Raw genomic sequence first — 20,694 nt, 5'->3', positions numbered from 1 at the left:
TTAACGGTCTGCCGGGGTGTCGCCAACCGCCTCGCGCCAATGGCGGCGGCACAGCGACACATAGGTCTCATTCCCGCCGATCTGCACTTGATCGCCGGCAGTCAGCACATTTCCACTGTCGTCTTGGCGGACAACCATCGTGGCTTTCTTTCCGCAATGACAAATCGTGCGCACTTCCCGCATCTCGTCAGCCAGTGCCAAAAGCTCTGCCGATCCAGGGAAGAGTTTGCCTTGGAAATCCACGCGCAGCCCATAACACATAATCGGAACGCCCAGATCATCGACTGCGCGTGCAAGTTGCCACACCTGCTCTGGTTCAAGAAATTGGGCCTCATCTATAAACACACACGCACATGGGGCGGCGTCTAACCGGGCCTTAATCTTCGCAAAAAGATCTTCGCCCGCCTCAAACGTATCCGCTCGCTCACCAATGCCAATCCGACTGCCGATCCGGGCGTCTCCGGCGCGGTTGTCCAGTTTTGCAGTGATCAAGTAGCTCTGCATTCCCCGCTCGCCATAGTTATGGCTGGCTTGCAATAGCAAAGTCGACTTGCCCGCGTTCATCGTCGAATACTGAAAATAGAGCTTGGCCATACCTTCGATTACGCGGCAGACGCGACGGGTTCAAGAGGGGGTTAAAGCGAAATGAGTAGCGCGTCTGCGAAAAGGGGATCAGGAAGTGTAAAAATTACCGAGGTCTGCGGGTACGGGACCCTTGGGGATGGAACGGACCTCAAACTCGTCACTCAAACTTCCTGATCTTTGTTCGGACCACCTGTCCGAACTCCCACCGCAACACACGCGATGGGCCCTTTCCGCGCGCTGGCGCGAACTGCACCAGACACTCGTCAAACTCACCAACTCACCACACGTTAAATAAGCCATTCCCTTAGGCGCTGAATAATGGGAAAAGGAAGTTAGATTTCCCCGCAATGGCAGGCGGGCGTTAAGAGGTACCTGAATGGAAAAAACTGGCAGCTACTTGAAGAAACACACCGAAGCACTGGTCAAGGATGTCGGGCTTGAAGCCGCATGCGAGCTGACAGGCAAGTCAAAGGCAACTTTGGGACGGTATTATTCAGACAGTGAAGAACATTCGGATCGGTTCATGCCCGTCGACGCCGTCGCCGCTTTGGAAAAAGCTGCTCGCTACCCGCATGTTACCAGCGCCCTTGCCGAACTGCGCGGCATCACAATGTCTTATGATACCGAGCGCAAGAATGCGCCCGACGGCGGCATAAACAGCGATGTGATCGCTTTGTCGCAACGGTTTGCGATGCTAATGGCCGAGTACCAGCAATCTATCGAAGACGGTATCATCACCATCAACGAAGCCAAGCGGCTGCTGCGCGAGACATTGGCGCTTCAACACGTCTTGATCGATATGAAATTGCATTTGGAAGACGAAAGCACCAACTGAAGCGTTCCACCGCATTTGGAATCTCAAAACGGTCGATCGACCTGCATTAACCAAAGAGTATCGCAATCCAAGCAATACCGCCGGCTATGGCAGTTAACGCGACAAACGCGCTGCCTGTGTCTTTAGCCTGTTTCGCCAGCGGTTGAGTCTCCTTTGTCACAAGATCAACAGTGCGTTCGATTGCCGTATTTATGAGCTCTGACGCCACCACCAAAACGCTAAGTGCCAGCATAAGCGCGCGTTCGCCTCGGCTCAGGTCGAGTATGAGGGCAAGCGCACAAGACAACAGACAAACGATTGTCCACTGTCGCAGTGACTTCTCGGTTTTCCATGCTGTGCACCAACCTTCCCAAGACCAGCGACATGTATTCCACAACCGTTCAAGCTCGGCCCTTATCACGCGTCACCTCCGATCTTTGCATTTTCGAAGTAATGGGCAACACAATCCTGCACGCGCCGAAACCGATCCCCGCCCAGCTTGGTACCACCAAACCAGCGCGTGACGACCACGATATGACCGTTGACACCCTCGCGTTCTAACATACGCAGAATAACAAACCCTGCACCTGCCTCTCCGTCATCGCCTTTGACGGGGCCAATGTCGGGCAAGATTGCCGCCCAAGTGTTGTGCGAGGCTTTGGCGAATTTCTTGTCACGACCCAGTTTTTTCAAGAATGCCTTAACATCATCGCGCGTGGCGACCGATGCACCAGACACCGCGTATTTTGATCCTCGGTCGGTCAGGAAACCGGAAAATTGCTGCATCTCGCCCCCACTCATCCGAATTAGATTACCCTGATCGTCTGTATTGTCATAGGAGCCTCTGGCCATTCAGAGCTATTTGCGTACACTCAGGGCATGTTTACCATTGAGCACGAATTTGATGCCACCGTCGTCACCCTTGTGGATGAGGGGCATGAGCATCTGAACGAGGATGTTACCATCAACGCATTCGAAGATTGCGTCACGTTGGAACAATGGGATCCGCGCACCGATCTGGTGCACAGGATAACACTGTCGTTGGAACAACTCCGCGATCTAACCGCAGCCCTAAACCTGCCTGAAGGGATCTATCGATCCACTACTGCGACGGACGGGACAACGTCCGACTGACGGCATCTTTCCACGCCGCATAGCGACGGTTACGTGTGTCTTCAGCCATCTCGGCTTCAAACCGTCGATCAAGCGCCCAGCGCGTCGCGAACCCATCCTGATCGGGGTAAATTCCAGCCCGCATGCCTGCAAGCCAAGCGGCCCCCAAGGCCGTGGTTTCCAATACTGTTGGTCGATCCACTGCAGCGCCAGTGATGTCTGCCAGAAACTGCATGGTCCAGTCCGAGGCCGCCATACCTCCGTCAACCCGCAACACCGTATCAGCCTTGACGCCCATGTCATCTTGCATGGCGTCCAACAGATCGCAGGTCTGATAACCCACACTTTCCAGAGCGGCGCGGGCAAATTCCTTCGGTCCCGATCCACGCGTCAGACCGTACACAGCACCCCGGCACCCTGCATCCCAGTAGGGCGCGCCAAGGCCCGTAAATGCTGGAACAAGAATAACCTCTTGTTGGTCATCTGCAGCCTTTGCCATTTCTCCGGTTTGGGCCGCGTCGTCAATGATCCCCAACCCATCGCGCAACCATTGAACCGCAGCCCCTGCAATGAAAATCGATCCTTCCAACGCATAGGTGGGCTTTCCATCCAATTGATAGGCAATGGTTGTCAGCATCCGGTTGCTTGATGTGATGGGTGTGTCGCCCGTGTTCAAAAGGGCAAAACATCCTGTGCCATAGGTCGACTTCATCATTCCTGGCTGAAAACACGCCTGCCCCACCGTTGCGGCTTGCTGGTCGCCAGCAACACCAAGAATGGGCAGCTCGCGCCCCAACAGGTCCGTGGTGCCAAAATCAGCGGCACAATCCAAAACCTCTGGCAACATCCCCATCGGAATATTCAACAACGCACAAATATCAGCATCCCACGTTCCAGCCTTGATGTCGTAAAGCATCGTACGTGCTGCGTTGGTAGCGTCGGTTACATGGCGCTTACCACCGGTCAGTCGCCAGATCAGGAACGTGTCCACTGTACCGAACACAAGCTCTCCTGCCTCCGCGCGCGCATGTGCACCGTCTACATTTTCCAAGATCCAAGCCAGCTTTGTGGCCGAGAAATAAGGATCCAACAAAAGCCCCGTGCGCTCTGTCACTAAGATCTCATGTCCCGCAGCCTTCAAATCCGCGCTAGTTTCGGCCGTCCGCCGATCCTGCCAAACAATCGCATTGTGAATGGGCTTACCAGTGGTGCGATCCCAGACCAACGTCGTCTCACGTTGATTGGTGATCCCGATGGCCGCAATGTCAGCGCCCTCCGCAACCTCTTGGCACGTTTCAAGAACCGTTTGCCAAATCTCTTCTGGATCATGCTCAACCCAACCCGATGCCGGAAAATGTTGAGTGAATTCTTGCTGCGCCGAGCGCGTTGGCCTCATGTCTTGATCAAACAAAATGGCCCGTGACGAGGTTGTTCCCTGATCAATAGCAAGTATGTGGGTCATGGTGTCTCCGGTCATCTTCAGAACAATAGGTTGGCCTGAAGATATCGCTAACACTCCTCCACAAATCTGTCACGCCTCATCAACTGAAACGTCCAAAATCACCACAGCGCTAAAGTCTACGAAACTGCAATGCCGACTTGGATACATGATTGACGCGAAAGAAATGTGCCTCCGGCGGGGATACTTGAAACAAGAAAAAAGAGAGGGGGGCGCCCTCTCTTTTCAAAGCAACTGCTTTTTCCTTGTGCGGTCATCGGCGTCCCCGCCTGTACCGCTCCCTCAATCTAGGCTTGATTGGTTAACAATAGGTTGCCTTTTTCTTGTTCCAAGTATCCCGGGGTGAGCCCGGCACGGGCGAGGGGCAGCGCCCCTCCTAAGCGCAAATCAGTAGCTATACTCCGCGTAGATCCGTTTAAGGTCTCCGCCCCACTCGTCTTCGTATTTCGCCAAAAGCTCGCAGGCTGGCGAGCGGCCCTCTTCCACGCTTTCTTGCAACGCGTTCAGGAAATGGGTTTCATCGGGGACAAGACCCGCATTCCCCGCCCGCGCCCGGGATTTCAGACCGGATTCGGCGATACCCACAGCTTCTCGCGCAAGGTCGAGCAGCTTCACACCACCGGCCTCTCCTTGCAATCCATCAACCGAGGCGGCCACACGAAGGCCCTCGCGGGTTTCTGCATCCAGCGATTTAGCAAGGTCCCATGCCGCATCAAGACTGGACTGATCATACATCAGCCCCACCCAGAAAGCAGGCAGAGCGCAAAGTCGGCGCCATGGTCCACCATCGGCACCACGCATTTCCATATATTGCTTGATCCGCGCTTCGGGGAAGATCGTAGTCAGGTGGTCGGCCCAATCGCTCAGCGTCGGCGTTTCGCCCGGGAGTGCGGGTAGCTTACCTTGCATAAAGTCGCGGAAAGACTGGCCCAGCGCGTCGATATATTCGCCATCGCGATAGACGAAGTACATCGGCACATCGAGCGCGTATTGCACATAGCGCTCGAACCCCATGCCATCTTCAAAAACGAAGGGCAGCATGCCGGTGCGCGAGGCATCGAGATCGCGCCAGATGCGCGAGCGCCAAGACTTGTGGCCGTTCGGTTTCCCCTCAAAAAACGGCGAGTTGGCGAAAAGCGCGGTGGCCACGGGCTGCAGTGCAAGCGCCACACGGAACTTCTGCACCATGTCGGCTTCGCTTGCGAAATCGAGGTTCACCTGCACGGTGCAGGTCCGATACATCATCTGTTTGCCGTGGGTCCCGACCTTATCCATATAGTCGGTCATCAGCTTGTAGCGCCCCTTGGGCATCACTGGCATTTGCTCGTGCGTCCATTCGGGTGCTGCCCCCAGCCCAATGAACCGCGCACCAATTCCATCGGCGATGTCCTGAACCTCGCGCAGGTGTTCGTTCACCTCGTCACATGTTTGGTGGATGTTGTCCAAGGGGGCGCCGGAAAGCTCAAACTGCCCGCCCGGTTCCAGGCTGATGTTGGCTCCATCTCGCTCCAAACCAATTAGATTGCCGGACTCTCGGACTTCCGCCCAGCCGTGGCGGTCGCGCAGCCCCTCTAACATAGCAAGGATCGAGCGCGGTCCGTCATAGGGCAGCGGCTTCAGTGTATCTTTGCAATATCCGAATTTCTCGTGCTCGGTGCCAATTTTCCACGTCTCGCGCGGCTTGCAACCGTCTTCCAAAAACTGGGCCAATTGGTCGGGATGGGTGATCGGTCCGCCGCCGGACTGAGGGATAGACATGGGCGTCTCCTGGACTGTTCGCGCCTAACTGGGGTTCCAGTGGTGGGCCAATGGGGCCGGACTGTCAATGCAGCTTTACGATGCTCCGTTGCCAGATCACGATCACGTCATCGGGGGGCTGGTTGGTCGCGCGGATGGCAGCGTCAATGTCAGCCCCTGAGAGCGCGGTCAGCGCGTCAAAGAGGGCTTCAGCCCCTTCCGCATGCGCGGGTATGAATAGGATGTTGTTGCCGGTACGAAATCGCCAAACCGAAAACCCCGCGCGATCTTTGGTGATATCGATCCTCTGCACTTCGTCCAGCGACGCAAACCCACCGCCGATCGGGGCCAGATATGTCACCTGGCGCTCATCGACCTGCACGACGCCAACGCCCCCGTGCCCGGCTTGGATGCGCGCATGTCTGAGACCCGACCAAAGCACTGCACCGCCAAGCGCAGCGACCGCGATACCAATCCATTTGATCAGACCGAGCGAACCAACGGCCCACCAAAGGCCGAGGACCACGATCAGACCGCCGACCAGCGCCTCGCGATATCGGCGCAGCGTTTCACCAGCCTCGAGTCGAATGAAGTTCATGCCCCTGTCCCAATCCTGTGCTGGGTTTCCAAAATTGACAATTTATAGGTGCCGATGCGTTCAAACCCAATTGCCTCATAGGCCCGACATGCTGGTCGGCCAGAAGCGAACAGGATCGCAGAGTTCACACCTCTCGATCGCGCTTCTTGAAGGTGCAAGGCAACGGCACGCCGGGCATGTCCGCGTGCGCGCAATGCGGGTGGTGTATATACGCCCCCAATTTGGACAAGATCCGGCAGCGAAGCATTGAACGCCGTCTTGGCAACCGGTAGGCCATCTAGCTCTAAAATGTGGTGCGCGTCCGAACCGATATGGGCTTGTGCAGTAATGCGGGCACGTGCGCGCAGCTCGTCCGTGAGGGCAAGGCCAAGTGCGGTCGTGTCATAGTCAATCACCCAATCGGTCAGTATGTCCAGATCATCAGGGGTCGCGGGCCTAAGCACTTCGTCACCGCGGGGTGTGATTAAATCATTGAGCGAGAGGCGGTACAGTGGCTCGTCCCGGTCCAATGAGTAACGCGCTGATTGCACACCCATTGCGCGTTTGGCGGCCTCAACCTGCTCTGTTGCGCCTGTCATACCAATCAGATTTCGCCCGGTAGTTTCCGATGTGAAGATATCCCAGAGGCGTGGGGCAGCAGCCGGGGCTTGGCTCATTACAAAACCACCATTGGATATGCCGAATACAGCCGCGATCCGGGTTCCTTCGTCGGCCAGCCAATAGGTCGTTGCACGAGGATCGTCAGCACCAGACAGCCCAAATTGTCGCAGATTCGACCGCAAGAACATGCTCGTCTCAGCATGTGCAGCCAGAAACGCCTCCATCGGCGCTTCATCGCCAGTTTCGGCACGCCGGATCACACCCAATCCCCCAACACCTGCTGCCACATGGTCATGGCCGCCACTGCGGCGGTATCTGCGCGCAGGATACGTGGGCCGAGGCTAACAGGATGCGCATTCTCCATCCTTTGCAACCGCGCCCGTTCGCGATCAGAAAAGCCGCCCTCGGGACCAATAAATATTGCCCAGCGGTGGCCGCTGGCTGTAGACAATGTCTCTGCGGCGCCCACAAGGCTTTCATCGCAAAACATGATCTGGCGGTCGTCTGGCCACGCGTCCAGTAGCTTGTCCATCCTCATCAAATCCACGACCTCAGGCACGTAGGTTCCGCCGCATTGTTCGGCGGCCTCAACGGCGTGGGCTTGTAGCCGGTCGCGACGGATGCGTTCCGAGTTGGTGAACTCGGTTTGCATGGGTTGGATCAGCGCCGCGCCCATTTCGGCGGCTTTCTCGACTATGAAATCAGTGCGCGCCTTCTTGATCGGCGCAAAGCACAACCACAGATCCGGCGGCATGTGCAGGGGTTTTGATTGCGCCTCGCATTCCAACACGCCTTTACGTTTGCCGGCTTCAATCACCCGGGATTGAAACTCGCCTTCTCGCCCATTGAACAGGGCGACAAGATCGCCCTCTCCCATCCGCATGACTCCGAAAAGATAATGCGCCTGATCGCGATCCAGCGAAACGGTTTGCCCCTTGGACAAAGGGTGATCTACATAGAGCCGAACTTTTGCCTGTTTCATGAGGGAAATCTATGACCCAGAACGCCGATACGCCAGAGCCAAAAACAGAGCGGGCTGATGGGCAGGTCGCAGATGCCTATGTTGACAACTGGGTGGACCTGTACGCCCCCCGTTGGTCACGGCCCTATCTTAGACTTAGCCGCGCGGATCGTCCCATTGGGACATGGCTTTTGCTGTTGCCCTGTTGGTGGGGGTTGCTTTTGGCCTCGGCCAGCACCGGCAGTTTCGGGTGGGGCGATGCATGGATCATGCTGGGCTGCGCGCTCGGGGCGTTTTTGATGCGCGGTGCCGGATGCACATGGAATGACATCACCGATCGCGACTTCGATGCACAGGTCGAACGGACCCGCAGCCGCCCGATCCCATCCGGGCAGGTCACGCCGATGCAGGCAGCCGTCTGGATGGGACTGCAAGCCCTGGTCGCGCTGGTAATCCTGCTGACGTTCAATGCGCCGACCATCCTTTTGGGCATCCTGTCTTTGGCGCCCGTCGCTATCTATCCCTTCGCCAAGCGTTTCACGTGGTGGCCGCAGGTCTTTCTGGGGCTTGCGTTCAACTGGGGCGCACTCGTGGGATGGACCGCGCATACTGGGTCGCTGGGCTGGCCAGCGGTGACGCTTTATGTCGCAGGCATCGCGTGGACGCTGTTTTACGACACCATTTATGCCCATCAGGACACAGAAGATGACGCGCTGATTGGCATCAAATCAACCGCGCGTTTGTTCGGTGACAACAGCCGCAAATGGCTCTTGGGATTTCAAGTGGCAACCGTAGTTTTGCTATCCCTAGCGGTCATACAGGCACTGATTCCCACAGGGAACGCACTGGTTTTGACCGTGGGCCTTGGGGGCATCTGGTTTTTTGGCTGGCATTTGATGTGGCAACTAAGACAGCTGAAAACAGACGATCCCGAAGCGTGCATGCGCCTGTTCAGATCGAACCGCGGCGCTGGACTGATTCCCGTGCTGTTTCTTGCCATCGCCTTACTGCTGTGATTGCACCGGGGCGCACCACCCCTTATGAAGCTTAAGATTATCAAGATAACGGACGCTTTATCGCATGCGCCTTTCGCAAGTTTTTCTGGTTCCCATATCGTTCTTTGTGGCAGCGGTTATTGCTCTTATTGCAGCAAACCTTGCAGTGACGGGTATCGAGACGACGTCGCGCGATTCGGTCGAGACCGAGTTGTTTTTGCAAGGTCATGAATGGGCCAGCGCTGAAGCGGACGGGCTGCAAGTTGTCCTGTCAGGGACCGCCCCCAGTGAAACCGCGCGCTTTCGGGCGCTGGCTGCTGCCGGCAACGTGGTCGATTCGGCGCGTGTCATCGACAATGTGACTATTCAAGCCGCCAAGGCCGTCACCCCGCCCCGTTTCTCGATCGAAATTTTGCGCAATGACGCCGGTATCTCGATGATCGGTTTGATACCGGCCGACACGGACCGCGAAAGCCTGAACGAGGACGTAAAGAGTATTGCCCGCGGCGACAACGTGACCGATCTTCTTGAAACCGCCGATTATCCGGTGCCCGCCAATTGGGACGAGGCGCTGGCCTTTGTTGTCTATGCGCTGGAAACCTTGCCGCGATCCAAGATCTCGATGGATGCCGGCAAGGTGTCAATCACTGCGCTGGCCGATAGCGAAGAACAGAAGGCTGATTGGGCTCGCGACTTGAAACGCGCCGCCCCAAGATCGGCGCTGCTGGCCATCGACATCTCGGCCCCCCGTCCAGTTATCACACCCTTTACCCTGCGTTTCCTTATTGATGAGGGCGGCGCGCGCTTCGACGCCTGCTCTGCCCACACGACCGTTGGCCGTGCGCGCATAATTTCAGCTGCAACCGAAGCCGGGCTGGAGGGCATCACCAACTGCACCATCGGCCTTGGTGTACCCTCGCCAGACTGGCCGGACGCTGTTGAAAAGGGTATCCGCGCCGTTCGCGAACTTGGCGGTGGGTCAATCACCTTTTCGGATGCCGATGTGACATTGGTTGCACCGGACACAACGCCTCAGACCACATTTGACCGCATTGTCGGAGAGCTGGAAGGCGACTTGCCCGACCTTTACTCCCTTCACTCGGTCCTACCTGAAGCCGTCAAGATCGACGGCAGCGGCGAAGGCGGAGGTCCACCCGAGTTTGTTGCGACGCGCAGCCCCGAAGGGCTTGTCCAACTGCGTGGCCGCCTGAATGACGAGGTCTTGCGCGATGCGTCTGAAAGCTATGCACGGGCGCGTTTCGGATCGTCCAATGTTTACCCGGCCACCCGGCTGGATCAAGACTTGCCACCAGATTGGCCAACCCGCGTGCTTGCCGCGCTCGAGGCGCTCTCGTTTGTATCCAGCGGGGCCGTCGTGGTTCAACCCGACGTAGTCGATATTCGCGGTCTGACGGGCGACCCAGACGCCAGTGCACAAGTCTCGCGCGTGTTGAGCGAAAAACTGGGCGCATCTGAGAACTTTCAGGTCAATGTGACATATCAAGAAGAACTTGACCCGCGCCACAATCTGCCAAGCCCCGAGCAGTGCGCAGCGGACATCAACGCCATATTGGCCAAAGCAAAGATTACCTTTGCACCCGGCTCTGCGAATATCGAGGCTACCGCGCGCGACACAATCGACGCCATCGCCGAGATCATGAGAGAATGCTCGGACGTCAGAATGGAGATCGCAGGTTATACCGACAGCCAAGGGCGTGAAGAGATGAACCTTGCCCTGTCGCAAAACCGCGCGCAGGCCGTTCTGAACGCGCTTCTGACCCGACGCATCCTGACCACAAATCTAACGGCTCAGGGCTATGGTGAGGCTGATCCGATTGCCGATAACGGCAACGACGCCGGACGCGAAGCCAACCGCCGGATTGAGTTCCGCCTGCTGGACGCCCCGACAACAGATGTCGAAACAGAAACGGAAGCCGACACGGCAGTCGATGGTGGTGGCGGTGATGCTACCGATGCGTCGTCTGGCGGGGCTGAGACAGCGGCGGCAGCCTCAGAAGACCAAGCCGGCGCCGTGCCCACCAACGACGAGACGGCGGCCGTAGATGGTTCAGAAACCGAAGATCTTCCCTTCAGCGGCGTCGATGTCTTCACTCCGAAACCCGACGACGCCCGGCCGCAGCCGCGCCCAGAACGCTAGACCCAACCAAGGACCAAGCCGATGAACAGAACCGAGTTTATCATCGTCACCGCCATCATCCTGTTCGTGGCCTTCGCCCTCGGATGGTTTGCCCATTGGCTGATACACCGTTTCGTTCAGGTCTCTGGCGATGAAATGGGCGAATTGGACAAGATGGCCCAAGCGCTTCACGAAGCAGAAGAAACCCGCGATCAAGCGATGACATATCTGCGCGAACGCGAAGCAGAAATGTCCAACCAGCTGCAGCAAACCGAGGCCGAGTTAAGCGCCGCGATGGATGGTCTGCGCGACGCCCGGCAAGAAGCAGGCGAGCTGCGCGCCTATATCGAGCGGGTCACACAGGGTACCTAACCACCCCGCATCAGCACCTAGATGTCTTTCATCAAGCGCAAGGCATCATAGATCGCCGCATGGGTATTGCGTGCCGATACCGCATCCCCAATTCGGAACAATTGAAAGCGTCCATCCGGGTTGGTGCAAATCTTCTGGGTCTGCCCGGCGATCAGTGCATCCGTATCCACTTCGCCCCGATTGGTGGAATGCTCTTTCAGCTCGAAATACAGATCGTCCATCGGCAACGTTCCATAGTTCAGCACGACCTGATCATAGGTCTGAGTTCGGCTTAGGTCTGAGTAGTCGGTACCAATCTTGACCTTCAACCGATTCCCGTCACGCTCGATCCCCAGCAACCGCTCGGTCACCGTAAATCTCACATCTTTCGGCTGAAGGCTGCGCATATACGGCACCAGATTCATCGCCATGATATCGGGCGCAAAAACGCGGTCCGGTGTCATGACCTCGACATTCGCCCCCGCCTCGGCTACAAACTCGGCCGCTTGCAATGCAGGATGGTCGCCGCTTTCATCATAGATCAACACGTCGCCCACACATTTCACATCGCCCGCGATCACATCCCAAGCGCTGACTGCCAGATCCTGCTCCCCTCGCGTATCAAACAACTCCATATTGGGCATACCGCCTGTTGCGATGATCACCACGTCTGGGCTCAGCGCCATGACATCCGAGGTTTCCGCCCATGTGTTGAAGTGGAAGGTGACGTCACGCGCGGCACATTGCGCCATGCGCCAGTCGATAATGCCGATCATCTCTCGACGTCTTGGGGTCCGTGCCGTCAGGCGCACCTGTCCTCCGGGATCGGGTTGAGCTTCGAACACTGTCACATCGTGGCCTCGTTCTGCCGCGACGCGCGCAGCTTCCAGGCCCGCAGGTCCGGCGCCGACGATGACGACCTTTCTTTTCGTATCAGCGGGTTCAGCCACATGCGGCATGGTCAGCTCGCGTCCCGTGGCCGCATTGTGTATGCAAAGCGCATCACCCGCCTGATAGATACGGTCCAGACAATAGGTCGCGCCGACGCAGGGACGGATGTCATCTTCTCGTCCTTCAATGATTTTCTTCACAACATGTGGGTCAGCCATATGGGCCCTGGTCATGCCCACCATATCCAATTGACCCGAGGAAATTGCGTGGCGCGCAGTGGCGACATCAGGAATACGGGCGGCGTGAAAAGTCGGCATTCCAACTTCTGCGCGCACGCGCCCAGCGAAGTCCAAATGTGGAGAAGATGGTGCACCTTGAATCGGGATCATGTCCGTCATCGCCGGGTCCGTATGAATGCGCCCACGGTTGATATTCAGATACTGCACCTGTCCGCTATCGCGCAGCATCTTGGCAATTTCCATACCCATTTCCGGGTCAATGCCGCCGTCCTCAACCTCGTCCGGTGCAAAGCGCACACCCAGGATAAATTCATCTCCGACACGCTCTCGTACGGCATCAATAACATCCATCGTCAGCTTCATCCGCCCGGTTAGATCACCGCCATAGGATCCATCGAGATGATTGGTCAGAGGCGAGATAAACTGATCCAGCAAATGCCCATGGGTCATAATCTCGACCCCATCCATACCGCCCGCTTTCATCCGCTCTGCCGCGTCGGCAAAATCGGAAATGATCCGGGAAATATCCCAATCCTCTGCCAATTTCGGAAAGGCACGGTGGGCAGGCTCACGATGCGGCGTGGAGCAGACCGGCGGCAGCCAGTCGCCTTTGTTCCACCCGGTGCGGCGCCCCAAATGGGTCAACTGGATCATGCAAGCCGCACCATGTTCATGCACCGCGTCGGTGAGGTTCTTGATCCACGGCACGACCTCGTCCTTATAGGCGAGGATGTTGTTGAAGACAGGCGGACTGTTCTTTGACACAGCCGCAGACCCCGCGGTCATCGCCATTGCCACACCAGCCTTGGCGCGCTCGGCGTGATACGCCGCATATCGTTCTTTTGGCATCCCATCTTCAGGATAGGCCGGCTCATGGCTCGTGGTCATAATCCGGTTTCTCAGTGTCAGATGACCCAGCTGGTAGGGTTGCAAAAGGGGATCGTTCGACATCGTCTTCTCCGTCAGTACCACATGTCTTCCATCGAGGCCTTTTTGCCCGCTACAAACTCTCTCAAAGCCAAGTCCTTCGCGGGGTCGATCGCGGGCGCCTGATAGGCCGCCAGTTGGTCTTTCCAGCGCCGATTTGCACGGGTGGCCATATCAACCTCACCCTGCTCGTCCCACGTTTCCCACGGCTGGTTGTCGTCAAGCGCGCTGTCGTAATAGGCCGTTTTGTAATGGCGCAGTGTGTGCTGGGTCGAAAACAGATGCTCCCCCGGCCCTTGTTCGGCCAACGCGTCGAAACCTAACGTGTCTTCGTTCACTGTGACCCCGTCCATATAGGAATGCAGCGCCCCACACAGATCGAGATCAAGCATGAATTTCTCGTAAGACATGGACAAAAGCCCATCAAGAAAGCCCGCGGAATGCAGCAGGTAATTCGCCCCGCACTGAACCGCAGACATCATCGACATCATGCTTTGCTGCATCGCCTGCGCGTCCGGCAATTTCGAGGTCGAGAAGTTACCGGCACATCGCAGCGGCATGTTCAAACGTCGTGCGAGCTGTCCAAAGACCAAACTGCCCAGCGCAGGCTCGGCGGTTCCAAATGTTGGCGACCCCGAACGAAGCGACATTGAACTGATAAAGCTCGCCAGAACAGCAGGGGAACCCGGACGTTCCAACTGCGTGATTGCGCAGGATACCATGCTTTCGGCAAGGCATTGCGCGGCGGACCCGGCAAGGGTCAGGGGGGATACTGCGCCACCCAGCAGGAATGGAAGGTGGATGGACCCCTGCCCCGCCTTCGCATACTCGCGAATACCTTGCGATGTTACGCCGTCAATCACCAGGGGGCTGGTCGTGTTGAAATTTCCCATAATCACGCAGTTCTGATCGACAAAATCAGCGCCAAACAGGATGCGGCACATCTCGACGCTGTCGGCCGCCCGCTCGGGTGCGGTCACTGACCCCAAAAAGGCACGATCCGAATAGCGCATATGCGCATAGACCATATCAAGATGGCGTTTGTTCACCGCGACGTCGGTGGGTTCACACACCGTCCCGCCAGAATGGTGCAACCAAGGGCTCATTTGCCCCAGCTTCACGAAATTCTCGAAATCCTCAATCGTGCCATAGCGCCGACCTTTGTCCAGATCCATCACGAAGGGGCTGCCATAGGACGGCGCGAACACCACGTTGTCGCCACCGATTACCACATTATTGGCAGGGTTGCGGGCATGTTGCGTGAACTGGGCGGGCGCGGTCTGCAGGATCTCGCGGATCATGCCGTTCTTGAATTTCAACGTCCAGCGGGTGGGATCCTTTTGGGTGACCTCGGCCCCCGCCGCGCGAAACATCTCGACCGTGTCGGGGTCATCGCGAAACTCAATCCCAATCTCGGCCATGATCCGGTCGGCGGTGGCTTCGATTTGCGCTAGAGCCGCATCGCCGAGAATATCATAGGTGGGGATATTCCGTTTGATATAGGGACGTTCAAGATGCGGATTTTGCCCCGGCGCACCATCGCGCACCTCGCGCTTACCCCGACTACGGCGTTTTCTGGCTACTGTCTCGCTCATCGCATCCTCCCAGTTACGAGTCACTACTGACATAGCTGTCATCATATTTGACACTTGTGTCAAGAAGCATAGAATGACCCCATGAATGAATTGCTTCCCTTGCGCCCACGCGCGTCCGAGAAAATGTGGCTGGATGCAGCTTTAAATCTGCTAATCGACGCAGGTGTCGACGCCGTGAAAGTCATGCCGCTTGCTAAGACACTGGGCCTGACGCGCACCGGTTTCTATCATCACTTTCGAGACCGCGAAGCGCTATTGGACGCCATGATCGCCAGATGGGAGGCAAAAAACACCGGAAATTTGGTTGCACGGTGCGAGGCATATGCTGAAACCATCTGCGAGGCGATGTTTAACCTTCAGGATTGCTGGATCGACCGATCCCTTTTCGATGCCCCGTTGGACAATGCGGTGCGGCATTGGGCGCGCAATGATACAGCGTTGAAACACCGTCTGGATGAGGCCGATGCACGTCGAAAATCCGCGATTTCAGGGATGTTTCTGCGCCATGGATATTCCGAAGCGGACGCAGAGGTCCGCACGATGGCGATCCTCTATACACAGGTTGGCTATATCTCGATGGAAATCGAAGAGGACCCGGTGGGCCGAATAGACCGTGTTCCCGCTTATGTTGAACTGTTCACTGGACAGACGCCAACATTGGCTGAGATTGAGCGATTTCGGTCAAGAAATGGATATTGAATCCAATCTGGACTAGCGCCCTATCCCAACCCGTGCTCAACTGATTCCGTTGCGAACAGAACGAAATGCTGAAAGGGGTCGGATGAAGACGCCAAATATCCTATTCATCATGTATGATCAGCTCAGGTTTGATTACCTCAGCTGTGCCGGCCACCCGACCTTGGAGACGCCAAATTTCGACCGCGTTGCCGCGCGCGGCGTGCGATTTGATCGCGCCTACTGCCAGTCGCCTGTATGTGGGGCCAGCCGCATGAGCACTTATACGGGCCGCTACGTTTCCTCGCACGGCGCGTCTTTCAACAACTTCCCCCTGAAAGTCGGTGAGATCACAATGGGGGACCATTTGCGCAAGGCCGGTATGGATTGCTGGCTGATCGGCAAGACCCACATGAAGGCCGACGCAGAAGGCATGGCGCGACTGGGACTGTCACCCGACAGCACTATCGGCGCACGGATCGAGGAATGCGGCTTTGATGTCTGGCTCAGGGATGACGGATTGTGGGCCGAAGGACCGGACGGGTTTTATGATCAGAAACGCTCGCCCTATAACGAATATCTGAAAGCGCAGGGTTATTCTGCAGACAACCCATGGCACGACAACGCAAATGCTGGCGTCTCGGACGACGGTGATGTCGCGTCTGGTTTCCTGATGATGCATGCCGACAAACCCGCCAACATTCGCGAGGAAGACAGCGAAACGCCATGGCTAACCGGTCGCACCATCGACTTTATCGAAGCCCAAAAGGACCAAGCTCCGTGGTGCGCGCATGTCAGCTTTATCAAACCGCACTGGCCCTACATCGTGCCCGCGCCCTACCACAATATGTACGGTCACAATCACATCAAGCCCGTGGTTCGGTCCGAAGATGAACGCCGCGATCCCCACCCGGTTTACGGCGCTTATATGGAGGGTGGCATCGGCACCGCCTTTTCCCGCGACGAAGTACGAGAGACTGTGATCCCCGCCTATATGGGTTTGATCAAGCAATGTGACGACCAGCTGGGAAGGCTTCTGGACTACCTCGATGAAAGCGGTCAGACGGACAACACAGTGATCGTGCTGACATCGGATCATGGCGATTACATGGGAGATCACTGGATGGGTGAAAAGGACCTGTTTCACGACCCATCAGTGCGCGTACCGTTGATCGTCTCTGACCCACGCCCGTCTGCAAACGCGACCCGAGGGTCCGTCTGTGACAAACTGGTTGAACAAATTGACCTTGCCGCAACTTTTGTCGAGATGGCCGGCGGTGACATACCTCGCCACATCCTCGAAGGCCGGTCTCTGTTGCCCCTTTTAGAAGGGCGCGATGCCGAATGGCGCGACTTTGCCATCAGCGAGTACGACTACTCAACCTCAGGTGCCGCAAAGAAACTTGGGCTTGATCCGAAAGATTGCCGACTGTTCATGGTCGCGACAGATCGCTGGAAGATGATGCACGCTGAGGGCGGGTTCCGCCCCATGCTGTTTGACCTGCACAACGACCCTGACGAGTTGGAAGACCTTGGTGGGTCCGGGGATCATGCCGACATCATCACCGATCTCTATGGCAAGCTCTTTGAATGGGCGCGACGGCAGTCACAACGCACGACGATCTCCGACGCGCAAATCGAAGCGCGTCGCAAGGGCGGGTCAGGTCGCGTCGGCGTTCTGCTGGGTCTGTTCGGCGACGAAGACATCCCAGAGGAATTCCTGACCGCCTATTCTGGCAAATCAACCCCCGTGGACCCGAGCTGATATGCGCTTCTTTTCGACCAAGAACCGTCCAGTTCATCTGGGACCATATCCGCTGGAACGACTGAACAGGCTTTCAGGTCAAGCCGACCTGTCCGGCCTGCCAACACCAAGCACAGTATCATTCGACCGTTCGCACACGCCTGAAAGCATCGTAAACGCGATGGCACCTTATCAGGCCGCTTTGGATGCGATCCGCGACGGCGACGTGAACCCGACACGTTCCACCATTCCAGATGACCTTACAGAACGCAGCCAGCATCTAAAGGCGTTCGGCTATTTCTCGGACGCGTCGATGGTTGGCATTGGGGGTTTGACACCCCAAGACCTGTTGGCTGAACCGACACAGAATGGAGGGATAGAGGCTCTGGTGGCGTCTCTGGCCACCCGCGAGGTGCGTACCTTGGCCGCCGGGATCGACACGTTAATGGCCGAGCTGCGCGAAGGCCTTACAGCCGCGCCCCGTTCCCTCAACACCCACCGTCACGCCATAGTGTTCCTTTATGAACATCACCGCGATCCACGCCCCGATGAGCCGGGAGTAGACTGGATATTGGACGCACAGGACCAGCGCGCCTGCTTGCTCGGGGCTGAAACAGCCGTCGTCATCGCGAATTATCTTAGGTTGCTAGGTTTTGATGCGAAAGCACACACGGGGACCGCAAGTGACGTTGATCTGAATCGTCTGGCGGTGGCTGCGGGCCTTGCAACATCGGAGGGCGGAACCCTCGTGGCCCCGTGGATCGGGAGCCGTTTTGGACTGGCGGCCGTGACAACCGACATGGAGTTGCGGGCGGACCTACCGCTTGCGCCGATGTCTCAGCAACCTTGGCATAAAACTCATGGTCCCGCGTGGTGGCTGGGCACCCAAACCGTAAAATCTGCCCTGAACCGCGACCCATATGCCAAGCGCGATTATGCGATGGGGGCGCATCCGTTTGAGCGGCTCAAGCGGGTGGACACGCCTACTACGTATATCGATGAACCCAATGTGGCGCGCGTTCCCAAACGCGCCGATATGTTCGCCCGCGCGCAGTTCGGCGACATGGGTAAGCATTTGCAGGAACATTCCTCGGGCGGGGCGTATGTACGCAAAGCCGCCCCAAGCTATGCCCAGCGCCGAGCGCTCGGATTGTTGACCCCCTTGCAGGACGGCCCGGTTACACCCGTTTCAAACTTGCCAACTGACGCCGAGCGAAACGCCAAAGCGATCAAAGCCGCGAGCTATTTCCTTGGCATTGACGCTGTCGGCACCAGCCGTTGCCCTGAATGGACGTGGTACAGCCACGACGCCACAGGCGCAGAGATCACGCCACCACACGAGCAAGCCGTTTCGATGATCGTCGATCAGGGGTTTGAAACAATGGAGGGCGCTTCGGGCGACGACTGGATCGCCGTCAGTCAATCCATGCGCGCCTATCTGCGGTTCTCCCTTTTGGGCGGTGTGATGGCGCAGCAAATCCGCAATCTCGGTTACTCCGCCAAAGCCCATACCGTGATGGACGGCGCAGTGCTTCAACCGCCGCTGTTGCTGCTTGCCGGATTGGGCGAAGTCAGCCGTATTGGCGAGGTTATCCTGAACCCCTATCTCGGCCCCCGGCTGAAATCGGGCGTGGTGACCACCGATATGCCAATCTCCCATGACAAGCCGATCGATTTCGGGCTGCAACGGTTCTGCGAGTCTTGCAACAAATGTGCCCGTGAATGCCCATCGGGTGCGATCACGGCAGGTCCCAAGCTGATGTTCAACGGCTATGAAATCTGGAAATCCGACAGCCAGAAATGCACCACATACAGGGTGACACAACCCGGTGGGGCCATGTGTGGCCGCTGCATGAAAACCTGCCCTTGGAATCTTGAAGGGCTGTTCGCCCAATCTCCGTTCCGATGGGCCGCGTCAAATGTGCCCGGAGCGGCGCCGGTTCTGGCAAAGATGGATGACGCGGTCGGCAATGGAAGCCTAAACGACACCAAGAAATGGTGGTGGGACCTGAAATTGGGCGAGGACGGTGGGTATCATCCGACCGACGAGCCGACCAATCGCCGCGCCCTGAGCCCTGAACTGGATCTGAAATACGAAGATCAGACGCTCGCGGTCTATCCTGCCCCTCTAGCCCCGCCGCCCTACCCCTACCCGTTTCCGATGGATCGCGAAGCCGGGATCGCCGCCTACCAAGCCATGATCCCGGCTGCCGAGTATCGCGCGCGGCAGGCAGACGGCGACTTTTCCATGGTCCACCGTTATCAAGAGCCGACAGACGCCCCGGTTTTGCAGCTGCAAATCTCGAATGTCGACCAGATGGCCGACAGGGTTACGAAATATGAACTTACTTCGCTTGACGATGCACCGTTGCCCGAATGGACCGCAGGCGCACATCTGGATGTCCTCGTTTCCCCTGATTTCCTACGCCAGTATTCGCTGTCCGGCGATCCAGGCAATCGGATGAGTTATCAAATCGGTGTCTTGCGCGAAGAAAATGGGCGCGGGGGATCGGCGCTTTTGCACCGTATATTCACCGAGGGTCGTAAAGTCTTTGTGGCCAAGCCGATCAATCACTTTGAACTGGATGAGTCAGCCTCGAAAACCTTCCTGATGGGCGGCGGGATTGGCGTGACACCGATGATCGCGTTCGCACACAGGCTTCATTCCATCGGTGCGGATTTCGCGCTTCACTACTCGGCCAGCCGTCGGCAAGATGCCGGCTTTTTGAATGATCTGGCCAAGATGCCGTGGGCCGACCGGGTTCATCTGCATTTCTCGGATGAAGGGACACGGGCGGATTTTGATACGATCTTGTCACAAGCACCGGACGGTACTCATGTCTATTGTTGCGGGGCAGACCGCTACATGACAGCCGTCATGGATGCCGCTGAACGGCAAAACATCCCCGAGGAAGCCCGCCATTTGGAGTATTTCAACCCGCCAGAACAGCCGGAATACGAGAACCACCCCTTTACCATCTCGCTCAGAGACGGGCGTCAGATCGCGGTCCCTGCCGATCAAACCGCCGCAGACGCGCTGAACGCGGCGGGGATCCATGTGGATGTGAAATGTTCGGACGGGATTTGCGGGGTGTGCAAATGCGGCGTGACCGCTGGCAAGGTTGAACACCGCGATTTTGTCCTGTCAAATGCCCAGCGCGAAACAACGATGATCTTGTGTCAAAGCCGCGCCGCAGACCCAGATGGAGAGATTGAAATCGACCTGTAACCGCACCGTTTTTGCGTGTCGATCCCGATCAGTTATAGTGAACG

Annotated in this window: 18 protein-coding genes; 8 read left to right on the top strand and 10 right to left on the bottom strand. The window is 57.3% G+C overall.

Annotated features, from left to right (window positions below; translation table 11 throughout):
- A complete protein-coding gene (locus V6N04_RS16370; RefSeq protein ID WP_371171268.1) occupies positions 1–594 on the bottom strand; it encodes a thymidine kinase in 594 nt (197 codons plus the stop codon).
- 367 nt (positions 595–961) lie between these two features.
- On the opposite strand from V6N04_RS16370, the gene V6N04_RS16365 reads away from it, so the two are divergent.
- Positions 962–1,420: a hypothetical protein gene (locus V6N04_RS16365; RefSeq protein ID WP_371171267.1), complete on the top strand. Its 459-nt coding sequence runs from the start codon at positions 962–964 to the stop codon at positions 1,418–1,420.
- Positions 1,421–1,466: 46 nt separating this feature from the next.
- On the opposite strand, the gene V6N04_RS16360 is transcribed toward V6N04_RS16365, so the two are convergent.
- Together V6N04_RS16360 and V6N04_RS16355 are read right to left on the bottom strand one after the other, a co-directional pair.
- The gene (locus V6N04_RS16360; RefSeq protein ID WP_371171266.1) at positions 1,467–1,820 is read right to left on the bottom strand and encodes a diacylglycerol kinase; all 354 of its coding nucleotides are present in this window, start codon (positions 1,818–1,820) and stop codon (positions 1,467–1,469) included.
- On the bottom strand, positions 1,817–2,185 hold the full coding sequence (locus V6N04_RS16355; protein WP_371171279.1) for a YigZ family protein: 369 nt from the start codon (positions 2,183–2,185) through the stop codon (positions 1,817–1,819). The genes V6N04_RS16360 and V6N04_RS16355 overlap by 4 nt, the downstream gene beginning before the upstream one ends.
- 93 nt (positions 2,186–2,278) lie before the next feature.
- On the opposite strand from V6N04_RS16355, the gene V6N04_RS16350 reads away from it, so the two are divergent.
- Complete coding sequence (locus V6N04_RS16350) at positions 2,279–2,533, top strand: hypothetical protein (RefSeq protein WP_371171265.1); 255 nt, start codon at positions 2,279–2,281, stop codon at positions 2,531–2,533.
- Here V6N04_RS16350 and glpK read toward each other — a convergent pair.
- The 5 genes from glpK to V6N04_RS16325 all read right to left on the bottom strand — a co-directional run bounded on the left by glpK (position 2,502) and on the right by V6N04_RS16325 (position 7,888).
- Positions 2,502–3,974 carry a glycerol kinase GlpK gene (gene glpK / locus V6N04_RS16345; RefSeq protein ID WP_371171264.1) on the bottom strand — a complete coding sequence of 491 codons (1,473 nt, stop codon included), beginning with the start codon at positions 3,972–3,974 and terminating at the stop codon, positions 2,502–2,504. The two genes, V6N04_RS16350 and glpK, sit on opposite strands and share 32 nt — an antisense overlap.
- Before the next feature lie 384 nt (positions 3,975–4,358).
- Positions 4,359–5,729, bottom strand: coding sequence for a glutamate--cysteine ligase (locus tag V6N04_RS16340; protein WP_371171263.1), 1,371 nt, complete (start codon positions 5,727–5,729; stop codon positions 4,359–4,361).
- Between the two features lie 64 nt (positions 5,730–5,793).
- On the bottom strand, positions 5,794–6,306 hold the full coding sequence (locus tag V6N04_RS16335) for a hypothetical protein (protein ID WP_371171262.1): 513 nt from the start codon (positions 6,304–6,306) through the stop codon (positions 5,794–5,796).
- Entirely contained in the window at positions 6,303–7,166 is an 864-nt protein-coding gene (locus V6N04_RS16330; RefSeq protein WP_371171261.1) for a GNAT family N-acetyltransferase, read from the bottom strand. The genes V6N04_RS16335 and V6N04_RS16330 overlap by 4 nt, the downstream gene beginning before the upstream one ends.
- A complete protein-coding gene (locus tag V6N04_RS16325; protein ID WP_371171260.1) occupies positions 7,163–7,888 on the bottom strand; it encodes a 16S rRNA (uracil(1498)-N(3))-methyltransferase in 726 nt (241 codons plus the stop codon). Before V6N04_RS16325 ends, V6N04_RS16330 begins: the two co-directional genes overlap by 4 nt.
- A gap of 11 nt (positions 7,889–7,899) precedes the next feature.
- On the opposite strand from V6N04_RS16325, the gene ubiA reads away from it, so the two are divergent.
- The 3 genes from ubiA to V6N04_RS16310 all read left to right on the top strand — a co-directional run bounded on the left by ubiA (position 7,900) and on the right by V6N04_RS16310 (position 11,371).
- On the top strand, positions 7,900–8,883 hold the full coding sequence (gene ubiA / locus V6N04_RS16320) for a 4-hydroxybenzoate octaprenyltransferase (protein WP_371171259.1): 984 nt from the start codon (positions 7,900–7,902) through the stop codon (positions 8,881–8,883).
- Between the two features lie 64 nt (positions 8,884–8,947).
- Entirely contained in the window at positions 8,948–11,020 is a 2,073-nt protein-coding gene (locus V6N04_RS16315) for an OmpA family protein (protein ID WP_371171258.1), read from the top strand.
- Positions 11,021–11,041: 21 nt separating this feature from the next.
- The gene (locus V6N04_RS16310; RefSeq protein WP_371171257.1) at positions 11,042–11,371 is read left to right on the top strand and encodes a hypothetical protein; all 330 of its coding nucleotides are present in this window, start codon (positions 11,042–11,044) and stop codon (positions 11,369–11,371) included.
- Between the two features lie 17 nt (positions 11,372–11,388).
- Here the strand turns inward: V6N04_RS16310 and V6N04_RS16305 are convergent, their stop codons facing one another.
- Positions 11,389–13,431, bottom strand: coding sequence for an FAD-dependent oxidoreductase (locus tag V6N04_RS16305; RefSeq protein ID WP_371171256.1), 2,043 nt, complete (start codon positions 13,429–13,431; stop codon positions 11,389–11,391).
- Positions 13,432–13,442: 11 nt separating this feature from the next.
- Positions 13,443–15,002 (bottom strand): trimethylamine methyltransferase family protein, encoded by a 1,560-nt coding sequence (locus tag V6N04_RS16300; RefSeq protein ID WP_371171255.1) that lies wholly within the window; start codon positions 15,000–15,002, stop codon positions 13,443–13,445.
- 81 nt (positions 15,003–15,083) lie between these two features.
- Here V6N04_RS16300 and V6N04_RS16295 point away from each other — a divergent pair, with 81 nt between their 5' ends.
- From V6N04_RS16295 to V6N04_RS16285, 3 genes are all read left to right on the top strand, one after another.
- A complete protein-coding gene (locus tag V6N04_RS16295) occupies positions 15,084–15,701 on the top strand; it encodes a TetR/AcrR family transcriptional regulator (protein ID WP_371171254.1) in 618 nt (205 codons plus the stop codon).
- A gap of 82 nt (positions 15,702–15,783) precedes the next feature.
- Positions 15,784–17,442, top strand: coding sequence for a sulfatase-like hydrolase/transferase (locus V6N04_RS16290; protein ID WP_371171253.1), 1,659 nt, complete (start codon positions 15,784–15,786; stop codon positions 17,440–17,442).
- Position 17,443: 1 nt separating this feature from the next.
- Positions 17,444–20,650, top strand: coding sequence for a reductive dehalogenase (locus V6N04_RS16285; protein ID WP_371171252.1), 3,207 nt, complete (start codon positions 17,444–17,446; stop codon positions 20,648–20,650).
- Positions 20,651–20,694: the final 44 nt, after the last annotated feature.

Origin of the sequence: Aliiroseovarius conchicola (genome assembly GCF_041403445.1) — a bacterium.
In the GTDB taxonomy this organism is placed as follows: domain Bacteria; phylum Pseudomonadota; class Alphaproteobacteria; order Rhodobacterales; family Rhodobacteraceae; genus Aliiroseovarius; species Aliiroseovarius conchicola.
Note: the sequence above shows the minus strand (reverse complement) of the source record. Positions and strands in the feature narration are given on the sequence as shown.

Coding starts and splice junctions, on each gene's coding strand:
- V6N04_RS16370 (WP_371171268.1), bottom strand. CDS start 594: ATGGCCAAGCTCTATTTTCAGTATTCGACGATGAACGCGGGCAAGTCG.
- V6N04_RS16365 (WP_371171267.1), top strand. CDS start 962: ATGGAAAAAACTGGCAGCTACTTGAAGAAACACACCGAAGCACTGGTC.
- V6N04_RS16355 (WP_371171279.1), bottom strand. CDS start 2,185: ATGCAGCAATTTTCCGGTTTCCTGACCGACCGAGGATCAAAATACGCG.
- V6N04_RS16350 (WP_371171265.1), top strand. CDS start 2,279: ATGTTTACCATTGAGCACGAATTTGATGCCACCGTCGTCACCCTTGTG.
- glpK (WP_371171264.1), bottom strand. CDS start 3,974: ATGACCCACATACTTGCTATTGATCAGGGAACAACCTCGTCACGGGCC.
- V6N04_RS16340 (WP_371171263.1), bottom strand. CDS start 5,729: ATGTCTATCCCTCAGTCCGGCGGCGGACCGATCACCCATCCCGACCAA.
- V6N04_RS16335 (WP_371171262.1), bottom strand. CDS start 6,306: ATGAACTTCATTCGACTCGAGGCTGGTGAAACGCTGCGCCGATATCGC.
- V6N04_RS16325 (WP_371171260.1), bottom strand. CDS start 7,888: ATGAAACAGGCAAAAGTTCGGCTCTATGTAGATCACCCTTTGTCCAAG.
- ubiA (WP_371171259.1), top strand. CDS start 7,900: ATGACCCAGAACGCCGATACGCCAGAGCCAAAAACAGAGCGGGCTGAT.
- V6N04_RS16315 (WP_371171258.1), top strand. CDS start 8,948: ATGCGCCTTTCGCAAGTTTTTCTGGTTCCCATATCGTTCTTTGTGGCA.
- V6N04_RS16310 (WP_371171257.1), top strand. CDS start 11,042: ATGAACAGAACCGAGTTTATCATCGTCACCGCCATCATCCTGTTCGTG.
- V6N04_RS16305 (WP_371171256.1), bottom strand. CDS start 13,431: ATGTCGAACGATCCCCTTTTGCAACCCTACCAGCTGGGTCATCTGACA.
- V6N04_RS16300 (WP_371171255.1), bottom strand. CDS start 15,002: ATGAGCGAGACAGTAGCCAGAAAACGCCGTAGTCGGGGTAAGCGCGAG.
- V6N04_RS16295 (WP_371171254.1), top strand. CDS start 15,084: ATGAATGAATTGCTTCCCTTGCGCCCACGCGCGTCCGAGAAAATGTGG.
- V6N04_RS16290 (WP_371171253.1), top strand. CDS start 15,784: ATGAAGACGCCAAATATCCTATTCATCATGTATGATCAGCTCAGGTTT.
- V6N04_RS16285 (WP_371171252.1), top strand. CDS start 17,444: ATGCGCTTCTTTTCGACCAAGAACCGTCCAGTTCATCTGGGACCATAT.